We start from the raw sequence: 20,919 nt of genomic DNA, 5'->3' as shown, positions 1-20,919 counted from the left end.
GCCAAGGGTGGAAATCAGAGCAATAACAATTCCAACAGCAATAACTCGAACAACAACTCTAACAATAGTTCCAACAGCAATAACTCAAATAACAGCTCGAACAATAATTCCAACAGCAATAACTCAAACAACAGCTCGAATAATAACTCCAACAGCAACAACTCAAACAACAGCTCGAACAATACTTCCAACAGCAGTAACTCAAACAACAGCTCGAATAATAACTCCAACAGCAGTAACTCAAACAACAGCTCGAACAATAATTCCAACAGCAATAACTCAAATAACAGCTCGAACAATAATTCCAACAGCAATAACTCAAACAACAGCTCGAATAATAATTCCAACAGCAATAACTCAAGCAACAGCTCGAATAATAATTCCAACAACAATAACTCAAGCAACAGCTCGAATAATAATTCCAACAGCAATAACTCAAATAACAGCTCGAATAATAATTCCAACAGCAACAGCAATTAATTTAAGAAAATTAGGACAAGTTGTTAAATACATCATACATCGCCATGCTGCTTCTCAGCATGGTTTTTTATTTTCAATGTTTTTACTCACAATTATCTTTAGATAAACGGTCAGTATGCTAGACTAAATATAGATAATTTTTTTAGGAGGCATAAACATGGCAGAACATAGCTTTCACCTAAAAGCCAACTGGCCAGGCTTGCGTAATGATGTGGGTGACATTGAATCAGGTAATCTCGTGACGAAGATCTCTATCCCTCCTGAAATGGACGGACCCGGTGTTGGGACAAACCCTGACGAAATGCTACTCGGCGCCGCAGCCACATGCTACATCATCACACTCGCAGCTATGATGGAGCGCAGTAAGCTGGATAAAGTCTCTCTCACCATGGAATCCGAGGGAATAGTAGATGTCACAAAAGGCGTCATCACCTACAAAACCATCATTCATAGACCAGAAGTTGTATTAACTGCAGAAGCCACAGAAAAAGATATTCAGCTTGCCCACAAACTTGCTGAAAAAGCAGAAACCTCTTGTATGATCAGTCGTGCGATTCAAGGGAATGTAGAAGTGAAGCTAGAAGCGAAGATAGAGAAAGCAGAAAAATAGAGGAGGCTAATGGTGATGAACATTACATTACTCGTATTTTTTCACTCGACCGATAACGCTAAGCAGGAGCTCATGAGCAAAACCTACCAATCAGATATCCGCCCAGTGGTTGGAGATATCATCCATGATCCCGGGTTTCACTCGCAGTTTCATAACGGCTATGAAGTGGCGAAGGTTACCATCGATTACTCTAACAACGAATGTCTTGTGTCGCTGTCGCCGTTGGTTATCGAGCTGCAGGAGATTTCGTTTGAGGAATATCAGGAGCACTTAGCTGGGCATGGGTGGAAGTCGGTTGAGCGGGAGAAGTAGGCGTGAGGTGGTGATTTTGGGTTTTGCGCAGTCTTGGTGTTTTTGAGCATAGACCTTGGTTTTTTGCGCATTCTCAAATTTTTTGAGCATCGACCCTGGGGTTTCGCGCATTCTCATGTTTTTTGAGCATAGACCTTGGTTTTTTGCGCATTTTCTAGTTTTTTGAGCATCTACCCTCGATTTTCGCGCATTCTCAGCTTTTTTGAGCACCTACCCTGAGTTTGCGCGCATTCTCATTTTTTTTGAGCACAGTCCTTCGTTTTCCGCACATCGAGCATCTCTTTCAATAGTCTCTGCTCCTCCCGAATCTCCCCTTCCTTCATCTCTTTCAGCTCAACCAACTCTAGCCAAATAAGATATAGCAGTGTAATCGGCGTACAAATAATGAAGCTGACCGCTAGCGCCAACAGCACATTTCCTATTAGACCGAAATAAGAAAATACAGTCTGAAAAAGCCAGAATACAGTTACAACGACAACACCATAAATCATATATAACACGACTCCAGCTCCCTCTCCTTAACATCTGTTATTTCTTATTCCACATCAACGTAATTATTCCTTTAATACAAACAAAACAGCGCACCCTCAACTTGGGTACGCTGTTTCAATTAATCCTGTAAAACTTCCTTCTGTTCTTCTACTTTAAATGCATCCAACAATGCACGAACTTCATCCGTAGACTTCGCATTCATAAGCTGGTTTCTCAGCTCTCCCGCTCCGCGGAAATCACGAACGTAGATTTTAAAGAAACGATGGAGCGGCTTGAATGCACGTGATTCAATCTCATGATACTGATCATGAAGATCTAACTGCATTCTTAAAAGTCCTAGTAATTCTTCGCTTGTGTGCTCTTTTGGTTCTTTTTCAAATGCGTACGGGTTGGTAAAGATACCACGCCCGATCATCACACCGTCCACACCATACTTCTCAACAAGCTCCATCCCCACTTGACGGTTCGGGATATCCCCATTAATCGTTAGCAATGTATCCGGCGCAATCTCGTCACGGAGCTTTTTAATTTCAGGAATAAGCTCCCAGTGCGCATCCACCTTACTCATTTCTTTACGCGTACGAAGGTGAATAGAAAGGTTTGCAATGTCTTGTTTTAAGACGTGCGTCAACCAGTCACGCCATTCGTCTACATACGTATAACCGATTCTTGTTTTCACACTGACAGGTAGTCCACCGGCTTTAGCCGCTTGAATCAACTCTGCCGCTACCTCAGGACGACGAATAAGGCCACTGCCTTTCCCGTTTCCAGCCACATTCGCTACCGGACAGCCCATGTTTAAGTCAATTCCTTTGAAGCCCATCTCAGCCATACCGATACTCATCTGCTTAAAGTATTCAGGCTTGTCTCCCCAAATGTGGGCAACAATCGGCTGCTCGTCTTCGGTAAAGGTCAAACGCCCGCGAACACTCTGCTTCCCGTCTGGATGACAGTAGCTCTCAGAGTTCGTGAATTCCGTAAAATACACATCTGGAGCAGCGGCATGTGCGACAACATGACGGAACACAACATCCGTCACATCCTCCATTGGTGCTAATATAAAAAATGGTCGTGGTAAGTCACGCCAGAAATTTGTACTCATTGATTCATTCAGATCCTTTCATCTATGAAGCTGTGCATTTATCGATCGTATCAAACTCTCATAATCCTATCACAAAGCGGGTTTCACTAAAAGAACCCCGAATTCGATTTTACCGAAATCAGGGTATGTCTCGCAAGTGTTTTTTGATTGACATAGACTTTTAGACTCTTACCTTTTCAATAAAATGTCGAACATCTCATCTTTATGTTGAGCGGCAACTTCTTCTGTCCAGTTTCCATCGTTTTGATGAGTTCGTTCTTTCATAATGACTAGCTTCAGACTCTGTTCGATCATTTTAGGATACGAATTGATCTTACCTCCCGGCGGCAAGTTTGAAAACCTTGAGTTTCCTGAAACTGTAATTAACGCAAGATTCCCGTACCCGTCAAGATCTTTCTTCTCCCAACGCTCCCCTTCAAATGGATTTTGAGGGAAGAAGTGTTCGATTGAATTTCTAAATTGAAACTGCCAATCATCCCGCAATGGTTGAATGATTTCCTTCTCACCTAGTCTATACCCATCTCGATATAGAAGATAATCTAGATAGGAGAACGCAATGCGATCATAACCAAATCCACTTGTTTTCATAATTTCTGACTGTTTGACTCTGTCATAACAGTACGACTCCAAAAGATGAGTCAAATTAGTCGATTCATCTTCTAAAAGCTCGGCTAAAACAACAGAAATCCAATGCATGGCCTTTGGAGATGTGTAAGTAATACGCAAACAGGATTGAAGCGTGCGTAATTGTTTATTGTTCTGCCCCGCGTCCTCACCAAACGTCGCTACATATGTCGCCTTTTTACCGTTTCTCTTAATTCTCTGAAGCGACCATCTTCCTGTTTCTTTGTAATCTCTAGCGTATTCACGCTTTAAAATAAATTTATCAAACAGCACTCGAAGCTTTAGCATGTGGAAGAGAAAGGTTTTGGCACTTTCTGCATCTGTCCAAGCATTTGAGAGATGATCTAGGAATTGCTTGTCATCAATTGAAGATTCGCCATCGTTCTGCCTATATAACACATTACTAACATGAAGTAAAAAGTTTGGAAAGGACACCGTTGATTCAAAACGTTCGTTCCCTTCATCAACATCTTCATTTTCCTCTGACGGCATTTCTGCTCTGCCCTCTAAGATTTCCATAAGCGAACGGGATGCTTGATCCTCTTTAGAACTTGCCAGTATCTCATTGACTGAAGCAAACTGATTAATTGAATGATCCAAGCTAGACCAGTCACCTGAGAATAGTTTGTTTCGTAACTCTGAGCGGACATTCATCTGCACATATGAGTCCATATCAGCACACATTTCCCAAATCATTGCACCTGTATTCTTCTCAGCCGCCGTATCTAAGGCATCCAATACCTTTGCTTTTGCGATCTCATGAAGCTCCAGCTGCTCTCCACGTGTATTCATCACTTCGAAATAATGGTTCAAATCGATGTTTCGTGGAACTTGAATTTGAATTAAAAAGACGGTTTGCAGCTTTTTAATAAATTCATCCTTATTGATTTGATTTACCTCAAAATAATGTTCAATAATGTGATAGCCATCTACCATTTCAGAGGAAATTAATTCATTCGGCATTTCATCCTTATCTGGTAACATATTTAACGTACGATTTGACCGTTCCCTGGCTTCAAAGCTTAATGTACCTTTTGCAATCCCCACTCCAAGATAGGTCTGTAATAGATACAGAGTCGTTAACCTTTGTTGTCCATCAATGACCTCATACTCCTGGTGATCCCTTTGGTTGAGAATTAGATTCCCAAGAAAGTATGTGCCTTCAGCATTAACAATGTCTTCAATTAGCTGCTCAATCTGTAATGCTCCCCAGGCATAATTACGCTGATAGATCGGTACCACATATCGTATATTATTAAAAACTTTGGAGACAGGTGTCTTTTTTAATTGATTATTCATAAGGCAACCACCCATTCCATTTTTTAAGATTCTGATAGATATCTTTATACTTATCATTGTTCCGTTTCGGCTGGTTCAACACAACCAATTGCAGCTCACCTGGCTGATCCATCTCGTTCATTTTCGCAAACAGATCAATTCCTTTGTTCACTTCATCATGTCTTCCCCGAGCGTATTTATTAATCGTTTTTACGGACACAGCGGTCATCACCACTCTTAACGAATAACACCACGTATACAGCTTTCGCAAAACTCCTTTGGTTACATGATCTATCCCAAACCGATCCGCAAAAAATAAGAGGGAGCACTCGAATAATTGTTTAATGTAGAGGTTTCCAGTTCCGTCAGTAAGAATTTCGTCATTTGTAAACTCGTTACGAATAAGCACACGCACTTGCTCAAGCAGCTTACTATAATAATCCACATAATAGAAAAAGCGTTTTCCAGCTAAAATCGGTTGAGTGAGTTGGAATTGATTTAAGGCATCTGTTGCAAGCAACTCTCGGCTACCGTTTGAGTTAAATTGTTCAACAAACAAATGACTTGATTTATGGTACATCGCGTATTGGTAAAGTACGTTTGGCTTAGTCCCTTTGAATGTATTAATCCTATTCGTTGAGTAATATAAGCCACTTTTTCCTTTGTACCACTGTGATAATGGATATAAGTAATTTGTAAATAGAATATGTAAGTCCGCTTGATTCATTTGCTCCCACTGATTAATGATATCGACCTTCTCATTTTCTTTCACATCATTCATTTCTCGCAAATGATAGGATTTCAAGAGATCATGAGGGGCTAACGCTTTCCCACGAGAGTTCTGAGAATCAAAGAATTGAAAGGCCTCTTGTTCATTATCTGTCACAATTTGCACGGTGGTTGTTTTCTCTAAAAGATACGCTTTGTAGGCCTCTCGTTTATCTGAACTTAGATCATTCACTTGATTCTTCAGGATTTGAAAGTTTAATTGTATGGCCTTGTCTGAGCCCTTGAATTTCTCGTCTAACAGTTCCAGTTCCTCTTCTTCTCCAAGACAGTAAAAAAGAATAGATAATGTCGTTAACCGTTGCTGCCCATCAACAATGTAGTATCGATCGCGATCCTTATGCAAAATGACGGATCCCAACCGATACTCCTCTAACCCATCTTTAAATGCTTGATATGTATCTTGAAATAATAGGCTTGTAGATTTTACGCTCCATGAATATGGGCGCTGATAAGTTGGGATTGCTAAAGGCATGTTTAGTAAATGTTTCAGAGGTGTGATGCGAAGTTCTTCATCTATTAATGTCATCTGTCATCCCTTCCAATGATCTAACATTGTTTCCACATATTTAATAGCAGTGATCATTGTTAGTATCGGATAAAATCCCTAATAATTGAACCTTTTGCGCAACCTCTCTTGGCCTCACATCAAGTTCAACCAGATCATCTATAGAAATCCATAAAGGAACATATTGACCTTTGTCCTTCACTTTATTCGTGAATTCAACACCTCTTCCTGTGCCAAACGTACCTGAAACCATCTCTGCTAAGTAAAAGTACTGCGTTCCCTGCCACTCAACAGTTGCCATAAGTTCTTTAATACGAACCTCTAAACCTAGCTCCTCATATGCTTCTCTTACCGCAGCTTCCTCTGATGTCTCACGTTCTTCAATGCCCCCACCTGGAAACACATAATATGTATCCTTTTCTTTTATTCGCTTAATTAGAGCAACCTTTTTATCAGTGATAAGTACCACAGACCCACGATCCCTCATTGCATTAGCTCCAATTCTATAAATTCATTCATATCGGTATTATTTTTAAGAATAACCACTCTAATATTGTACATTTCTAGTAAGTCTCGAATCTCAGGTTTACTCTTAACCTCAAAATGTCTATTCCACTTGAACATATTAAAAAACATTTGAAACGTCGGATTATAGTTCGCTTTTTCCATTCCTAGCTTCTGTCGAATAAATCGTTTAATGATTCAATAGATCCTTGTTCGATAGGGCGTGTCCAAAAAGATAATGAGGTCCGCTTGATCTAAACTGGGGCCCACCCAAGTATGATGGACACCTTCTATGATCCATCGATCTAACTGTACAATGTTGGATAGGCATTGATCTCTTTCTTCCTTACTTCTTTTTATGTCTCCACTATCTTCTTTTCGTTGCCATACCACATTATCAAGTTCGTAGTGTTGGATACTTGTTTGCGAGGACAATTTCTTTGCAAAGGTGGTTTTGCCACTTCCTACAGAGCCGATTATGTGGACTTTTTTCATGTAATCCTCCTTTTTCACCTAAAATCAAAAATACCACTCCGAAAAGTAATTAGGGAGAGGCATTCTTGATGTCATTTATTGTTTTGCTATCATTCTTTATTCCGCCAACTCCAACTCCACCACACACTCCACATGCGTCGACTGCGGAAACATATCCACCGGCTGCACTTGCTTTGTCTTATAACCACCTTCTCCAAGCACCTTCAGATCTCGTGCTAGTGTGGCTGGGTTACAGCTTACATAGACAATTCGCTCTGGCTTCATTTGAAGCATGGTGTTAAGTAGCTTTTCGTCACAGCCTTTTCGTGGTGGATCAACAACCATGACGTCTGGGCGGATGCCTTGGGCGGCCCACCATGGGATGACGTTTTCGGCTTCGCCTACTGCGAAGTCGGTGTTTGTGAAACCGTTTAGCTCGGCGTTGCGCTTCGCATCGCTGATGGCTTCAGGGACAATTTCCACACCGTAGACATGCTTTGCTTGCTGGGCTAAAAACAGCGAAATGGTTCCGATGCCGCAGTAAGCGTCAATTACGGCTTCTGATCCGGTCAGGTTTGCGTACTCTAAGGTTTTGTCGTATAGCACTTTGGTTTGCTCTGGGTTGACCTGATAAAAGGATCTGGCAGAGATCGCGAATTTGATGTCCCCTATGGAGTCATAGATATACTCTTCGCCCCAAAGGACTTTGGTTTTGTCTCCGAAAATAACGTTTGTGCGTTTTGGGTTGATGTTTTGCACAATTGACTTCACTGATGGAAAAGCTGACCGAATTTCTTCAATAAGGTTCTTTTTGTTTGGTAGAGCTTCATCGCGCGTGACAAAAACCACCATTAATTCACCACTTTGGCGACCATAGCGAACAACCACATGTCTTAGGGTGCCACGGTGTTTGTCTTCATCATATCCACGTATACCATATTGGTTGGCTAGTTCTTTTACCTTTTGGACAATCTCATCGTTGTGTTTGTTTTGAATGATACATTCTTCCATATCAACAATGCGGTGGCTTCGTTCCTGATAAAATCCTGCGATGACTTCTCCGTCACGTTCGCCGACTGGTACTTGCGATTTATTACGATAGCGCCAAGGCTCGTCCATTCCGAGTGTTGGCAGAACAGGAACGTCGGTAATTCCTCCTAATCGTTCTAAAGCGTCCTGTACTTGCTTTTGCTTATAGCGCAGCTGACCAGCGTAGGACATATGCTGCAGCTGACAGCCTCCGCATTGGTCGTAGATTGGACAGGGTGCATCTGCCCGGTCAGGGCTTGGCGTATGAATCTGCATTAAACGTGCAAATCCATAGCCTTTACTTGTTTTTGTAACCTTCACTTCACAGGTTTCACCGGGCAATGCTTTAGGGATAAACAATGTGTACCCCTCATGCTTGGCAACCCCAGCCCCTTGATGACTTAAGTCGGTGATGGTGACATCAAGTGTTTGATTCTTTTGTACGGGTGGTGTGATTTTACTCATCTATGTTAATTCCTTTACTTCTAAATTTGATCGTATCGTTATTTTAGCATGAATGGAAATTCGTTGATATAGCGTAGGATTCCATTTCATCAATCAAAAACTTATGGATTTTTAAGAAATTTCCTTTTTGAAAGCTTTTTCATTTCAACAGTACCGACAATACTACTTATCATGCCAATAACAATACTAGTCGTCATTATTTTAGCCACATAATAAATTCCTGTTCCAGATATACAATCGATCATGATGAAATTTCGTATGGTTGAACCTTTTATACTGTAAAACACGGTTTGATCCTTGTTGCTTTTTGACATCATGCCCCCTCCTTCCCACTATGGTATGTCGATGAAATTTGTCCAATAACCGCCGATTTTGACATTAAATTAATATAAGTTTAGAAGCTTTACAATGATCTTCTTTTTATGTATGATCTGAAATACAGACCGATCAGTCGGTATAATATAAAAAGGATGATTAAAGTGACTAAAACGACAAAGACCCTGCTTGTTTTCTTGGAAAAACATCATTACAACCCTCTTGTGTTGAAGAAAGCAGAAGAACTAGCTAAGGCCTTTAACACGACGATAGATATTGTGATTATGTTTGATGTATATGAGGAGGATCAAGAAGACGAATTACAATTTATTAAAAGTGACCTAGAAAGCTTCTCAACTACTAGTCAATTGACTAAGGATATCTGGTTTGAAGAGTTAAGGGGTGAGTCGGATTATTTAAAGATCTTGAAGGAGAAATACAAGCTCAAAGCGTATTCTCAACTACTGTCGGTCAACGAGGAAGAACATTTTCTAGATACCATGATTTATGGTTCTGTGAGTCAAATGGTTCAAAAGCATTTTCCAGAGAGTGATTTGCATCTCCTTTCGATTAATCTATTACCTTTTAAGAAAGACGAATTTGAATCTGGGAAATTTGCTTATTTGAATGAAGAGGTGAATGGTGATCTTACATTAGTTTGCACACATGAACCTAATAAGAATTCTGGACTTTATTTTAGAAGACTTTCAACTGATTTTGAGAACGGACTATTCCTACCCTCAATTACAAATGGAACCGAGATTTATAAAATAGTCGATCGCATCGCTATCGAAAAAATAAAGCTTGATTCATGAACTTTTCATTAAAAATGTATAAAATATAGACCGATCAGTCGGTTTATTTTGAAAGGAATATAGATATGGAAACAAATACAAACCTGTCCCTCTTTAAGAATAGAACGTATGTATTAATTCTCATGGCTGGGATCTTTGCCGTGATGGGTTTTAGCATGTTCTTAACAACAACCACTTGGTATGTTGTGACCGAACTGAACATGCCAAGTATGTTAGGCATTGTGTTAATAGCAGCCACTGTTCCAAGGCTAATTATGATTACGTATGGCGGGGTGCTAGCAGATCAATATAAGAAAACAACGATTATGTTTAGCACAAATTTAATTCAAGCCATCCTTATGTTCGTAATCTACTTGTTAATTGCGAATGATTCAATGACCTTATCTTTATTACTTGTTCTTGCTGCCTTATTTGGCATGCTAGATGCGTTTTTTGGCCCTGCCAGCTCTTCGATGGTTCCTAAAATTGTTCCGAAAAGTCAGCTGCAACAAGCGAATGCTTACTTTCAAGGTGTTGATCAGGTTGCCTTTATCATTGGACCCATTCTTGCTGGAGTGATGATGGAAACTAGAGGCGTTTCTGATAGTTACTTTGTAGCAACGGTCTTAATACTTGTTTCAGCTATTTTTGTCTTTCCACCATTAATTAAAGAAAAAGCCGTTGAATGGAGTCAGAAACAGAGTCCACTTAAAGAGTTAAAAGAAGGATTTCATTTTGTACGCTCTTCGGGATTTTTGGTAACTGGAATTCTTGTACTAGTCGTTTTAAATTTCTTTGTTTTTGGGTCATTGCACATTGCGATTCCGTTACTAGTCGATGTACACGGTGGAAGCCCGATCAATCTAAGTTATATGGAGGTTAGCTTAGGTGTAGGCATGGTAGTTGGTACTCTTATACTGAGCTTTATAAAAATAAAAAGAAAAGGATTTGCTTCACTCATCGGTTTATTCTCTACCCTTGCTTTCTTTTTCATTTTTAGTTTACTTCCCAACTTAACGTTGTTAACGATCCTCTTATTTGTCATTGGTTTCTCGATGGCGTTTGTATTCATTCCTGTATTTACACTGGCTCAGGAGAATACTGAGGAGCATTTAATGGGTAGGGTAATGAGCCTCATCTTTCTCGCGATGAATGGATTTGATCCAATTGCTTATGGAATGATTAGTGGATTTGTTGCGACTGGACTAAACATACAAATCGTTCTCCTAGTGTCTAGTATCATTGGGCTTACTGCTACCGCCATTATCTTCTGGAGAGGCAAAGAGTTTAAGCATATTAGTTAGCTAGCAACACGCTAAGTCTAGTTATGAGCAGCCACATTTGATACGATAAGAATGTGGCTGTTCTTATAAGGACATATATGAAGGACTGAGGTTAAGTGGACAAAAAGGTAAATTTGAAAGAGAACATTATATTAGCTGCTCGTGAGCTATTTAACTCAAAAGGATATTCTGAGACCTCGATGAGTGAAATAATCAAAAAGGCAAGCACAAGTAAAGGCAATTTATACTACCATTTTGAAAGTAAAGAAGCACTCTACCTCTCCATTTTGGAAGAAGACTTAAACAAATGGTTAAATGACTGGCAGAAATACAACAAATCAGAAGAGAAAAATGTATTATATACACTCGCCAAGTTCTTTTCAAAAAATAGCCTAAACAGCTTTTTCCATCAAGCAACAGAAGAATTTTATGCTAGTTCATTCAATTCTGAACAAACAACGTCGAGAATAAAAATAATTGATGAGACCTATTTGAATTTCTACACAGAAATAGTTAAAAAATGCCAAGAAGCTGATTTGGTTGACCCTAACGAAAACCCAAAAACATTAGGATTTATTTTAATGTCTCAATTTATGAGTGTAAATTATAAGGAATTCTACGGAAACGAATTGGAATCATATACGCTTCTTAAAAAAATGATTGATATTTTTCTAAACGGCGTTGGAACGTGAGAAATGAATTAATTGATGCTATTAACACTGCCTCTTTTTCTGAATAACTCCTCTCTATTTAAAGATACTGATGATCGAAAGTATAAGGAGCATTTTGTCATTCCCAATTCATAAAAAAGAAGCAATCATGTGAATAGCTCACATGATTGCTTCTTTTTCCTATTTTACAAATCGTTTAAACAGCGTAATAAATGATGCCATCAACCCAACAAAAAACAAGATTGATCCAATAACTAAAATCTGCTGGATATGAGTTGAACTTCGCAATTCCAATTCGCTAAAATCAACGTCGTCCTCTGGGAATCTATTTATGTAACTATCTAACCAACTATCTGACATCCACAGTCCTATATTCGTACTGGCTAATATGAAGATTAAGCCTAAAATGATTAGAACAACACTACCGTACATGAAATTCTTAAACATGTCTTGATCCATCGTGTGTCTCCCCCTACCATCCCATTCGTTCGCGCAAAGAATTGATATGAGCGATATGGTGATTGCCGTGCCACGCATACATGCCAATCGCAGCAGATAGCTTCACTTCCCCATTCTCCGGGTGGATAAAGGTTCGGTCAAGCGCCGCTGAATCCAAAAAGTGTAACAGCTTTGTCCATCGCTCGTGTAATGAATCAAGCAAATTCAATGACACTTCAATCGCAAGCTTTGAGTCAGACAGCTCTGACCACCTATCTTCAAAATAAGGGCGGATGGTCGGTTCTTCCTCCGTAAGTGCCCATTTAAAACGAATGTATGAATTCATATGGCTATCAGGAATGTGATGAACAACCTGTCTAAGAGTCCATCCACCTGGGCGATAAGGTGTATCAAGCTGTGCATCAGATAAACCTTCTACTGCCTTTCTGACGTTGGCTGGAGTCCTCTCCATTTCTTTAATCCAATTCGAAATCTGCTCTGAATGTATGACTGTTGGTTCCACAAATGGCCCAATTGGATAACGGAGATCCATATGCTATTCCTCCTCATTCCTAAGCCTTTAACAGCTTGTCTCTTTCACTTTCAGTTAGTTTCGGACAGGTTGCACAATATCCGTGACCAGCGGAAAGCTTAAATGCTAAGCAACAATGTTTACGCAAATAAAAGGTTTCTTTATCTGAGTACTTATAAAGGGTAAACCGTTTAAATTGATTAGGGATAAATAAACTTTCATGGAGTCGTTTTTCATCATGTAAGAGTATGTTTAGTTTATCAAAGCTTAATTCGTTGCTGTATCTCGTTTTGACGTTTAAATAATAATTTAATACATTATGCCATATCAGTGACCACATGATTGTCGTTTTACACCCTGTATGTGATGATACGGCTTTTATAATTCTTTCAACTTGAACAATAAAGTCCTGAAGAAAGCTGTTTACCAAGTGATCTCTATCAGACAAACTTTTATAGGTAAGAGGCTTAACATCACTCTCATTCATTCTGTAAGTAAATTGAGCTTGCCTTATGATATTAAAAAGAGTAGAGCTAGGTTGTATGGGAAGTTTAAGATCGTATAAACTAACTGACATCAATGCAGCAGTCACAAATACTGAGAACCGTTTTGCAAATAACGAACCAACTACAATCGCAGGAGGTGTATTTAAAAGAGATGATTGTGTATCTAAGATCTCTTTTCGTTTGGCTGGGTCGAAATAATCACTTAAGGTGTACGGATATTCAAGTTCAGAATGATGAGTAACAGTTATATAAAACTGTGTTGACAAAAAATGTTTTGTCTCATCAGGTACGATTATTTCCGGTACCCTCCGAGAATCACTCAATGTCATTCACTATTTCATCAATGATTTGACCTCTTCCAATGGCTCCCCACCCTTTTGAAAGCCAGTATGAATCCGTTGCGTAAATCTGATTTTTTTGGGCTGCGGGAATCCGGTTCCAGAGCTCGTTTTGCTTCATTTCTTCTACTGTTTCAGAGCTATTCACATCACCTTCTAAAAAGATATAATCTGCGTCAATCTCAGGAATGGTTTCCAAGGAGAGATCTTCTCGTTGATCAACCGGCGTCATTTGCGAAGGCACAAAATTTAAATCCTTATACAAAAGTGTATTCATGGGGTGCCCGCTCTCCGCGTATATCTGAACCATATCATCTCTTAAGCGTAGGTATGCAAGCTTTCTATCCTCTAATGTCTCAATCGTCTTTCTCGCATCTTCTGTTTTTTGGTTTAATTCCTCTATTTTCTTTTGCGCAAGATCCACTTTGTCATACATACCAGCAATCGCTAATAAATCTTCTGTCCAGAAATCAGGATCATCATCATAATCAAGCCACTCATTACCAAGAACAATCGTAGGTGCAATTTGCTCTAATAAATTATAGGTGTCATCTGGTGTTCTACTCTCAACGAGGATAACGTCTGGATCCAATGATGTAATGGCTTCTAGATTAGGTTCATCTGCCGAACCAACTAGGTGCACTCCATCTAATTGATCTTCGAGATAAGCTGGGTAGTCTCCACCATATCGAGCCTCCACATTTACTGCATACGGTTTTTCATCAATTGTTAACATATGGTCGATGTATGATGCTGATAATACAACGGCCTTTTCAATCTCTAAAGGAACATCTGACTCTCCTCTAAGATGCGTAATTGTTTGAGTCTCCTCTACACCCGTTGTACCCTGTTCTTCTGCAACCTCACCTTGATTACTACACGCACCAATAATCGTTAGAGACCCGATTAACGATGTTAAAATAACTGCATTTGTTTTGTTGTTCATATTGTCCACCTCATAATGATAATAATTATCATTATCATGACCTAAGAATATGATTCAATCAATGGACTTTATAGCCTGTTTTGATGGACTTTTTTTCTACATGCATTATGGCTCGATTAAACGGTTAAAGATAAACTCCATCGAATACTGATATCCTCTAGGTCCTAGGGTCTGATAGAACAAATCGTGAGCTTCTATCACCTGGTTCTTTTTATTCAAGCCATTCCTAAAAGCTTTCATTTTCTGATGTGCCTCATCATTTGAATCAACCATTATAAAAATATATTCGGCAAGACTTGCGTTAAGCTCTTCCAATTCAAATTCTCTGTGGGGCCCTGTAATTAGCTCAGAAGGATTAAGCTCTAAATCTTTGTATAATAAGTGTCCCATTTGACTCATCTCACCGTACATTCGGTACCCTTTGGACCCTACCCTTATGAAACAAACCGTTTTTTTCCCTAATGACTCATGTATTATATGTTTTACTCTTTCTTTTCTCTCTTCGAACTGATTGATCCAATTCTCAGCTTGAGCTTCGCGCCCAAAAGCAGAAGCCAATTCTACTAATACGTCTTGATAATTTTTAGTTTCTTGCAAAATGATAATAGGAGCAATATGGTCTAACTCAGTCGATGGAATAAAAGACTCACTAGCTAAAATAATATCTGGGTTCGCATCTTTTAGTTTAAAGTAGTTTGGGATCACACTATCAATTAATATGCCGTGTTGATTGTTATTGATCATACTTTGTGACACTCTTTGCTTGTACGAAAGGGAAGAAACAGGATTAAGTCCAAGAACAGAAAGATGATCATCAAATCCGTAATATACTGAAGCGATATTCAAATTCTTCTTTTTCATATAAAGTGAAGGAGCTACACCCTCTACTTTCTTAAATACTCTACTAAAGTAATATTCATCGGTATATCCTAAGTACGCTGCAATGTCTTTGGCTTTCACTCTTGAGAACAATAATTGCTTCGCTAGCTTCATTCTCTTTTCCGTTAGATAACGCGTGGGAGTGATATGATACGTTTGTTTAAATAGTTTACTAAATTGTGTCATGCTGTATCCAGAATAAGTCGCTAAAAATGAAACTGTCAGGTTCTCTGTAAAGTGTTTGTCCATATAGGCTCTGACATCCTCCATCGATCGAAAATTAGTCATCTGAGCTTTCTTTCTTATTTGGTATAACAGCTGACCTAAGACCTGTTTCACCTTCAACAGATTATGCTTCTCATACGTACAAAGATAAAACAATCCATTAGAAGCCAATCTTATATCAGCAGAAGGATCGACTATGATCGGATAAGTAGGTGAAGTGACCACCCATTCCTTATTCTTCCTACTTAGTTCAGCACAATGAAAGAAAACGACTAAACATTCAACTAGGGTATCTTTATCAGAATTCCAAGTAACGTTCATACCAGGTGTCAGGATAAGTGAATCTCCACTTCCTACTGGCACGAACTTATGGTCAACTGATAAGGAACCACTCCCCTTTTTCATATAGATCATGCAATAACTATTCATTGTTCTGATGTAGGTTCGTTCTTCCCCAGTGAACATAAATCGTTTTACATGCACATTTGATACATAGATATTATTCTTCAGCAGGATCTCTTCATTTACTTTCATATTAACCCCCAAGTACTACTCGAACGATTCATAAATGATGAACCTTCATGAAGATTTAAGGCTAGCTTTATTTAATTATATATTTTTTTGATGATAAGAACATTTTTTCTAGTCTAAATAAGATCAGTTTAGTTAATGGCTTAGGCGTATGATAGGAATTAAGGGTACCAGATTAAAGAATGGTGGGAACATTTATGAAAATGTCTACGATAGAATTTCATTTTAGTAATGGGATTAGGAAACAAACTCTAGTCATTAGTCACGATAACGAGAAGAACACAACATTTTTAGGGAAGCTTCCTATTCTCTTTTCATTTGAAGATCAGATTGGTGCGAATAAAATAAGCTATCCTAACAGAGATCTTCTGTTCATAACTACTAGTTCAGAGTCTCAAGATCTTGTGACTGTCTCTTTTAAACATTTAGGAGAGGTTATTTCATTAGGTACATTCTTGTTTAATAAAAAGGAGATAAGTCAAACTAAAGAACGCTTTCAGGTTTTGATTGATGTTGCAAATTAAGAGTTAAATTGTTTTAAATGATGGTCTACATGTTTATACATCCCTTTTCCCCACTGTTCGGGGGTAAGCCTTCCAAAGAAAGGGTGTGGTTGTGAAGTACATTTGTCTGGGCCATTTTGTTGAAAAATCAGTAGCTTTTGCTTTAAGTGTTCTTTTTCAATTAGGAAATCATCGTGATCCGGCTGATCCATCATTGGCAGTGTAGACATATTATGGGGAAGCGGCTTAGCATTATAAAATAACGGCGCTGCAAACTTTCCTACTAAAAGCCCCAACCAGCTTCTTGATTCCGTGCGGTTTCCAAGTGCGAGATCTTGAAATATAGAACAATGAGCCAGCATTTGAGACACATTCATCTTCCCCCAAGCAGGTTGTGATTGGGGTGTTAACTGATCGAGGCGAGTAAGAACCTCATTGACTACTGATTGATCATAGAGTGTCTTCATCTATCTCTCCTTTATAGAGTGTTGTGGCATCCACTATTTATTCAATAACAAATCGTAGATTACCTGTTCATAATGAGGATAAGAGTCCATTTTAATTGATCTTGTAGATTCTGGTAATTAATAATTGAAATGAACTGAGTGACATGTATTTTGATATTAAAAGAACCTAACCTCTCAGCAGTACACTCGAGAAATTAGGCTTTTTGATACATGCTCATGTGCCGGGGCACTTATTTAATCGGGATCCAGATCTCCGAATATAAATCGGGGCTACTCGGATCCTCGTCTGTATAACATTCAAATTCTGGTATACCTGCATGCACGTATCCAGTGGAAGGGAACCATTCGGAGTAGATTTGTTTCCATGCATGGTGCATCGCAGTAGGCATAGGTCCATGCACTTCGAATACTGCCCACTTGGAAGCAGGAAGTCTTAAGCTTGCCATCCCTTCTGGAGCCTTCCCAGCATGAGAGGTTGCCACCCAATATTCAAACACATTATCCTTCTTCTGTTCCTCACTGACTTCTCCACAAACTCCTAACACTCCTTTTACTACCTCATCATTCAATTGAAACAGCATGTCGCTTGTTCCATTTTGATTGACCTCTTCCCAAAATTCCGGAATGCCCTCTATGTTCTCCTCCTCCCCCACACTAGAAAACTCTCGCTTCACGCCAATAATTTGAAACTCATTCTTCTCCACTACGCTATACTTCATTGGTTCTGCCCCTTTCAACGTTACCTGAATGATCAGGCGATTATAGGATTGTAGTTTCCCCTTTTGATTGCGCACTTCACTTGGAGTAACCCCGTGCTGCCTGCGGAATGCCTTTGAAAAAGCCTCAGGAGTGTCATAGCCATACTTATAGGCGAGTTCAATAATCTTTGCGTCTGTTGTTAGTAGTTCTCTACCGACCAATGTTAATCTCCGTCGCCTTATGTAGTCACCAACCGTACATTCCGTCAGCACCGAAAAGGTTCGTTGGAAATGAAAAGGTGACACATTGGCTTGTTTAGCAATATTGTCTATCGTCATACCTTCTAACATATTCTCTTCCATATACTCAATTGCCTTTTGTATTGACTCCACCCATGCCATGGCTTTCAACTCCTTAAATTAATCTTAGCAACAAATAAATAAAGGATCCTGTCTATTTGTGCTTTGTTGTGGCAGATAAGCATTCTAGAATTCATTTCAAAACTGAAATTCACCCTGCTTCATCAGCAGCACTTCCTCCCCGTCATCATGAATACCAATCACAGTCATATCTTCCGTACTAAAGGCTACATTAACATGCAAAACGGACGTGTTAAGTCCTTCTGCCTCTAATTCTTCTGACGATAGATGATGACCATTATGTAGGTTAGAAGGAGAAGCATTGCCAATGCCTATATGACAGGCCGTATTTTCATCAAACAACGTGTTATAAAAAAGAGTGTTTGTTTGAGCAAGGGGCGATTGATTAGAAACTAAGGCGATCTCCCCTAAGTATTGTGACCCCTCGTCTGTCTTTATAAGGCCCTGTAACACATCTTTCCCAGAAGCAGCATCATAATCGATGATTCGACCATCTTTAAATGTGATGGAAACGTCATTAATAATACTCCCTCCATAGATTAGTGGTTTTGTTGCAATCAGTTTGCCATTCACTTTATGTTTATGAGGAGCAGAGAAGATCTCCTCTGTAGGGATATTCGGAAAGAACGGTATGCCTTCTTGATCTCTCACACTACCACCTAAAAAAATATGGTTTTTTGGTAATCCTACTGTTAGATCAGTTCCTCTTGTGTTTTTAAAATGTAAGGTTGTGAATTGACTTTTATTTAACCTGTTCTTTCTATGCTCAATATCTCTATTATGACGTTCCCAATTCTTAGTTGGATTGTCTCCATCCGCCCTAGCTCCATGAATCATACGTTGCCATAATAACCGTAAAGCCTCTTCTTCAGGTAATTGAGGGAATACCTTGTTAGCCCAGGTGAAGGACGGTACAGCAAGAATACACCATCGTATTTCGTGTGACCTTATTTTTGCATTATGAGGTTGTAGCTTGGTACGATACGCTTTCTCATATCGGCTTATCCGATCAGAGGGGATGTCTGCAACGGACTCAAAGCTTTCAGAACGAATGTGGATATATGCGGCTCCCTTGTCGTTCCACTCACTAAAGCGATCCACCTGCCAATTAGGAATATTGTCCATTGCCTTCTCTGCTGCGTGTATATAAAATTCGTTTGTCGATTGTTCGTCTGTCCAGTCAATCCAGACATTTGATGCGCCAGACTCATAAGCATACCGTTGAATTAAACGTGCAAATGTAGCGTGTTCTATATCACTATGAATAATGACTAATTGATCCTTTTGTACGTTAACACTTAGACGTACAGCTAGCTCTGCATATCCTTCTAAATGCTTTTTGTTCACATATTCATATATTCCTCTCAACATTACATACCAACTCCCAGCCTCATCCTAATCTCCCTGTATTATCTAACCAAAATAATCTGTACGCAATATCTCTATGTACTTTCTTCCCTTCAGCTTATAATTATGTCAAAGAGAACTAATTTAAAGGAGACGATATAATTGAAAACGGATACATATACAATTAGTCATTTCTCGTGTAAGCGTGATGGATTAACCATCAGAGGAAAGGAATTCAAACTGGAGGGCATTGACCTTCCCGCCATCATTATCAGTCATAGTTTTGGTGGAAATGGAGATGATTTAGTAAACGTTTGCGCGCATTTAGCTTCTTTAGGCTATGTCGTTTATTCCTTTGACTTTTGTGGCGGGTCTGTTCCTGGAGAGGGTCGCAGTGATGGGCAAACAACAGATATGACTATACTTACTGAAACAGATGATTTGTTGTGTGTCATCAATTATATAAAAACCAACTCTTATGTGGATCAGCAACAAATTTCTCTTTTAGGCTTCAGCCAAGGTGGGTTTGTATCTGCACTCGCCGCTGCAAAGCGTCCTGACGAAATTCAATCACTCATCTTGTTTTATCCGGCTTTATGCATTCCTGATCATGCAAGAAGTGGCACACTCGCTGGCTCGTCCTATGACATCAATCAGGTGCCAGAGGTGATCGATTGTGGCAAGATGCTTCTAGGAAAAGTGTTTCATGACACAGTGGTACAGATGGATCCATATAAAGAGATTACTTCTTATCCTGGACCCGTCCTTCTCATACACGGAACAGCTGATGCTACCGTTCCTTATTCTTACGCGTTAAAAGCTCGTAATGCCTACGCACCTGAGCAGTGTCACCTGCAGCTCATCAAGGGAGCCGGCCATCACTTTACAGAGGAGCAGCAAGCTGCAGCCATGGTTTCCGTCTCTCAGTTCTTATCTGGAAAGAAGGAAGTCTTAACAACTAACGTTAATCTAACTGGTCATGAATAAAAGAAGATCAAGGGTCTTCACGAGTAGAGATTATTTCATTGTCAAACCGTTGCATAGCTATTCAAAATTATACAGAGGAACCACTCTCACTTGGCCTTAGCTGCATGAGTTGTGACGATGAACCCGCTACAATTAGATATCCGGTAAAATCTTGGATTGAAGAGTATACAGACATCGGTAAAATTGTTTCCAATCAAAAATGAACGAATTAAAAAAAGGCGCCTCTTAAGGTCCCTTTTTGGTTTTTCATACGCTTAAAAATGTTGATTGTACCCCTAACAAAGTTGCAAAAACCTTCATAATTAATCCATTTAATTAGTAACAATTAACTATAATTCCAATAAAGTGTTTAAATGTAATTTATATAGGAAATTGAAACTATGAAACATAAAAAAATTGAAGGGTTTGGTTTTT

The 20,919-nt window shown here is 39.3% G+C and carries 24 protein-coding genes; 8 read left to right on the top strand and 16 right to left on the bottom strand.

The window, feature by feature from the left end; all coding sequences use genetic code 11:
* The first annotated feature begins 7 nt into the window (after window positions 1-7).
* From NSQ54_05370 to NSQ54_05360, 3 genes are read left to right on the top strand one after another with little or no spacing between them, the layout of a single operon-like run.
* Window positions 8-586, top strand: a complete 579-nt coding sequence (locus NSQ54_05370) for a hypothetical protein (GenBank protein WYP27541.1) — start codon at window positions 8-10, stop codon at window positions 584-586.
* A gap of 51 nt (window positions 587-637) precedes the next feature.
* Window positions 638-1,090, top strand: coding sequence for an OsmC family protein (locus NSQ54_05365; protein WYP27540.1), 453 nt, complete (start codon window positions 638-640; stop codon window positions 1,088-1,090).
* 15 nt (window positions 1,091-1,105) lie between these two features.
* Complete coding sequence (locus NSQ54_05360; GenBank protein ID WYP27539.1) at window positions 1,106-1,402, top strand: hypothetical protein; 297 nt, start codon at window positions 1,106-1,108, stop codon at window positions 1,400-1,402.
* Window positions 1,403-1,635: 233 nt separating this feature from the next.
* Here the strand turns inward: NSQ54_05360 and NSQ54_05355 are convergent, their stop codons facing one another.
* From NSQ54_05355 to NSQ54_05320, 8 genes are all read right to left on the bottom strand, one after another.
* On the bottom strand, window positions 1,636-1,902 hold the full coding sequence (locus NSQ54_05355) for a hypothetical protein (GenBank protein ID WYP27538.1): 267 nt from the start codon (window positions 1,900-1,902) through the stop codon (window positions 1,636-1,638).
* 110 nt (window positions 1,903-2,012) lie between these two features.
* Window positions 2,013-2,996: a tRNA-dihydrouridine synthase gene (locus tag NSQ54_05350; GenBank protein WYP27537.1), complete on the bottom strand. Its 984-nt coding sequence runs from the start codon at window positions 2,994-2,996 to the stop codon at window positions 2,013-2,015.
* A gap of 168 nt (window positions 2,997-3,164) precedes the next feature.
* A complete protein-coding gene (locus NSQ54_05345) occupies window positions 3,165-4,919 on the bottom strand; it encodes a DUF262 domain-containing HNH endonuclease family protein (GenBank protein WYP27536.1) in 1,755 nt (584 codons plus the stop codon).
* The gene (locus tag NSQ54_05340) at window positions 4,912-6,213 is read right to left on the bottom strand and encodes a DUF262 domain-containing protein (GenBank protein ID WYP27535.1); all 1,302 of its coding nucleotides are present in this window, start codon (window positions 6,211-6,213) and stop codon (window positions 4,912-4,914) included. Before NSQ54_05340 ends, NSQ54_05345 begins: the two co-directional genes overlap by 8 nt.
* A 40-nt stretch (window positions 6,214-6,253) precedes the next feature.
* Window positions 6,254-6,679 carry an NUDIX domain-containing protein gene (locus NSQ54_05335; GenBank protein ID WYP27534.1) on the bottom strand — a complete coding sequence of 142 codons (426 nt, stop codon included), beginning with the start codon at window positions 6,677-6,679 and terminating at the stop codon, window positions 6,254-6,256.
* Between the two features lie 215 nt (window positions 6,680-6,894).
* Entirely contained in the window at window positions 6,895-7,191 is a 297-nt protein-coding gene (locus NSQ54_05330) for a hypothetical protein (protein ID WYP27533.1), read from the bottom strand.
* A gap of 96 nt (window positions 7,192-7,287) precedes the next feature.
* Window positions 7,288-8,664, bottom strand: coding sequence for a 23S rRNA (uracil(1939)-C(5))-methyltransferase RlmD (gene rlmD, locus NSQ54_05325; GenBank protein ID WYP27532.1), 1,377 nt, complete (start codon window positions 8,662-8,664; stop codon window positions 7,288-7,290).
* 101 nt (window positions 8,665-8,765) lie between these two features.
* Window positions 8,766-8,978, bottom strand: a complete 213-nt coding sequence (locus tag NSQ54_05320; GenBank protein WYP27531.1) for a hypothetical protein — start codon at window positions 8,976-8,978, stop codon at window positions 8,766-8,768.
* 165 nt (window positions 8,979-9,143) lie between these two features.
* Here NSQ54_05320 and NSQ54_05315 point away from each other — a divergent pair, with 165 nt between their 5' ends.
* The 3 genes from NSQ54_05315 (at window position 9,144) to NSQ54_05305 (ending at window position 11,748) form a co-directional block, all read left to right on the top strand.
* The gene (locus tag NSQ54_05315; GenBank protein WYP27530.1) at window positions 9,144-9,794 is read left to right on the top strand and encodes a hypothetical protein; all 651 of its coding nucleotides are present in this window, start codon (window positions 9,144-9,146) and stop codon (window positions 9,792-9,794) included.
* A 65-nt stretch (window positions 9,795-9,859) separates the two neighbouring features.
* Window positions 9,860-11,077, top strand: a complete 1,218-nt coding sequence (locus NSQ54_05310; GenBank protein ID WYP27529.1) for an MFS transporter — start codon at window positions 9,860-9,862, stop codon at window positions 11,075-11,077.
* 95 nt (window positions 11,078-11,172) lie between these two features.
* Window positions 11,173-11,748: a TetR/AcrR family transcriptional regulator gene (locus NSQ54_05305; protein ID WYP27528.1), complete on the top strand. Its 576-nt coding sequence runs from the start codon at window positions 11,173-11,175 to the stop codon at window positions 11,746-11,748.
* Between the two features lie 159 nt (window positions 11,749-11,907).
* Here NSQ54_05305 and NSQ54_05300 read toward each other — a convergent pair whose 3' ends face one another.
* The 5 genes from NSQ54_05300 to NSQ54_05280 all read right to left on the bottom strand — a co-directional run bounded on the left by NSQ54_05300 (window position 11,908) and on the right by NSQ54_05280 (window position 16,125).
* A complete protein-coding gene (locus NSQ54_05300; GenBank protein WYP27527.1) occupies window positions 11,908-12,186 on the bottom strand; it encodes a hypothetical protein in 279 nt (92 codons plus the stop codon).
* Window positions 12,187-12,199: 13 nt separating this feature from the next.
* Window positions 12,200-12,718 (bottom strand): YfiT family bacillithiol transferase, encoded by a 519-nt coding sequence (locus tag NSQ54_05295; GenBank protein ID WYP27526.1) that lies wholly within the window; start codon window positions 12,716-12,718, stop codon window positions 12,200-12,202.
* Window positions 12,719-12,737: 19 nt separating this feature from the next.
* On the bottom strand, window positions 12,738-13,469 hold the full coding sequence (locus NSQ54_05290) for a (2Fe-2S)-binding protein (protein ID WYP27525.1): 732 nt from the start codon (window positions 13,467-13,469) through the stop codon (window positions 12,738-12,740).
* Between the two features lie 49 nt (window positions 13,470-13,518).
* Window positions 13,519-14,487, bottom strand: coding sequence for an ABC transporter substrate-binding protein (locus NSQ54_05285; GenBank protein WYP27524.1), 969 nt, complete (start codon window positions 14,485-14,487; stop codon window positions 13,519-13,521).
* 105 nt (window positions 14,488-14,592) lie between these two features.
* Window positions 14,593-16,125, bottom strand: coding sequence for an AraC family transcriptional regulator (locus tag NSQ54_05280; protein ID WYP27523.1), 1,533 nt, complete (start codon window positions 16,123-16,125; stop codon window positions 14,593-14,595).
* Between the two features lie 194 nt (window positions 16,126-16,319).
* Between NSQ54_05280 and NSQ54_05275 the strand changes: the two genes are divergently transcribed.
* Window positions 16,320-16,646: a hypothetical protein gene (locus tag NSQ54_05275; protein ID WYP27522.1), complete on the top strand. Its 327-nt coding sequence runs from the start codon at window positions 16,320-16,322 to the stop codon at window positions 16,644-16,646.
* Here NSQ54_05275 and NSQ54_05270 read toward each other — a convergent pair.
* The 3 genes from NSQ54_05270 to NSQ54_05260 form a co-directional block, all read right to left on the bottom strand.
* Window positions 16,643-17,092, bottom strand: a complete 450-nt coding sequence (locus tag NSQ54_05270; GenBank protein ID WYP27521.1) for a DUF1569 domain-containing protein — start codon at window positions 17,090-17,092, stop codon at window positions 16,643-16,645. The genes NSQ54_05275 and NSQ54_05270 overlap by 4 nt on opposite strands.
* Before the next feature lie 230 nt (window positions 17,093-17,322).
* On the bottom strand, window positions 17,323-18,192 hold the full coding sequence (locus NSQ54_05265; GenBank protein ID WYP27520.1) for an AraC family transcriptional regulator: 870 nt from the start codon (window positions 18,190-18,192) through the stop codon (window positions 17,323-17,325).
* Window positions 18,193-18,288: 96 nt separating this feature from the next.
* Window positions 18,289-19,542 (bottom strand): aminopeptidase, encoded by a 1,254-nt coding sequence (locus NSQ54_05260; protein ID WYP27519.1) that lies wholly within the window; start codon window positions 19,540-19,542, stop codon window positions 18,289-18,291.
* 138 nt (window positions 19,543-19,680) lie between these two features.
* On the opposite strand from NSQ54_05260, the gene NSQ54_05255 reads away from it, so the two are divergent.
* Window positions 19,681-20,505, top strand: a complete 825-nt coding sequence (locus NSQ54_05255) for an alpha/beta fold hydrolase (protein WYP27518.1) — start codon at window positions 19,681-19,683, stop codon at window positions 20,503-20,505.
* Window positions 20,506-20,919 lie beyond the last annotated feature (414 nt).

The organism is Alkalihalobacillus sp. FSL W8-0930, assembly GCA_037965595.1.
Lineage (GTDB): Bacteria > Bacillota > Bacilli > Bacillales > Bacillaceae_D > Alkalicoccobacillus.
The sequence above is the reverse complement of the archived record's forward strand: the minus strand, read 5'-3'. Positions and strand labels throughout refer to the sequence as shown.

Bases quoted from the DNA above. Each gene is read 5' to 3' on its own strand.
- NSQ54_05365 (WYP27540.1), top strand. From the start codon at position 638: ATGGCAGAACATAGCTTTCACCTAAAAGCCAACTGGCCAGGCTTGCGT.
- NSQ54_05360 (WYP27539.1), top strand. From the start codon at position 1,106: ATGAACATTACATTACTCGTATTTTTTCACTCGACCGATAACGCTAAG.
- NSQ54_05350 (WYP27537.1), bottom strand. From the start codon at position 2,996: ATGAGTACAAATTTCTGGCGTGACTTACCACGACCATTTTTTATATTA.
- NSQ54_05345 (WYP27536.1), bottom strand. From the start codon at position 4,919: ATGAATAATCAATTAAAAAAGACACCTGTCTCCAAAGTTTTTAATAAT.
- NSQ54_05340 (WYP27535.1), bottom strand. From the start codon at position 6,213: ATGACATTAATAGATGAAGAACTTCGCATCACACCTCTGAAACATTTA.
- NSQ54_05335 (WYP27534.1), bottom strand. From the start codon at position 6,679: ATGAGGGATCGTGGGTCTGTGGTACTTATCACTGATAAAAAGGTTGCT.
- NSQ54_05330 (WYP27533.1), bottom strand. From the start codon at position 7,191: ATGAAAAAAGTCCACATAATCGGCTCTGTAGGAAGTGGCAAAACCACC.
- rlmD (WYP27532.1), bottom strand. From the start codon at position 8,664: ATGAGTAAAATCACACCACCCGTACAAAAGAATCAAACACTTGATGTC.
- NSQ54_05320 (WYP27531.1), bottom strand. From the start codon at position 8,978: ATGTCAAAAAGCAACAAGGATCAAACCGTGTTTTACAGTATAAAAGGT.
- NSQ54_05310 (WYP27529.1), top strand. From the start codon at position 9,860: ATGGAAACAAATACAAACCTGTCCCTCTTTAAGAATAGAACGTATGTA.
- NSQ54_05300 (WYP27527.1), bottom strand. From the start codon at position 12,186: ATGGATCAAGACATGTTTAAGAATTTCATGTACGGTAGTGTTGTTCTA.
- NSQ54_05295 (WYP27526.1), bottom strand. From the start codon at position 12,718: ATGGATCTCCGTTATCCAATTGGGCCATTTGTGGAACCAACAGTCATA.
- NSQ54_05285 (WYP27524.1), bottom strand. From the start codon at position 14,487: ATGAACAACAAAACAAATGCAGTTATTTTAACATCGTTAATCGGGTCT.
- NSQ54_05280 (WYP27523.1), bottom strand. From the start codon at position 16,125: ATGAAAGTAAATGAAGAGATCCTGCTGAAGAATAATATCTATGTATCA.
- NSQ54_05275 (WYP27522.1), top strand. From the start codon at position 16,320: ATGAAAATGTCTACGATAGAATTTCATTTTAGTAATGGGATTAGGAAA.
- NSQ54_05270 (WYP27521.1), bottom strand. From the start codon at position 17,092: ATGAAGACACTCTATGATCAATCAGTAGTCAATGAGGTTCTTACTCGC.
- NSQ54_05265 (WYP27520.1), bottom strand. From the start codon at position 18,192: ATGGCATGGGTGGAGTCAATACAAAAGGCAATTGAGTATATGGAAGAG.
- NSQ54_05260 (WYP27519.1), bottom strand. From the start codon at position 19,542: ATGTTGAGAGGAATATATGAATATGTGAACAAAAAGCATTTAGAAGGA.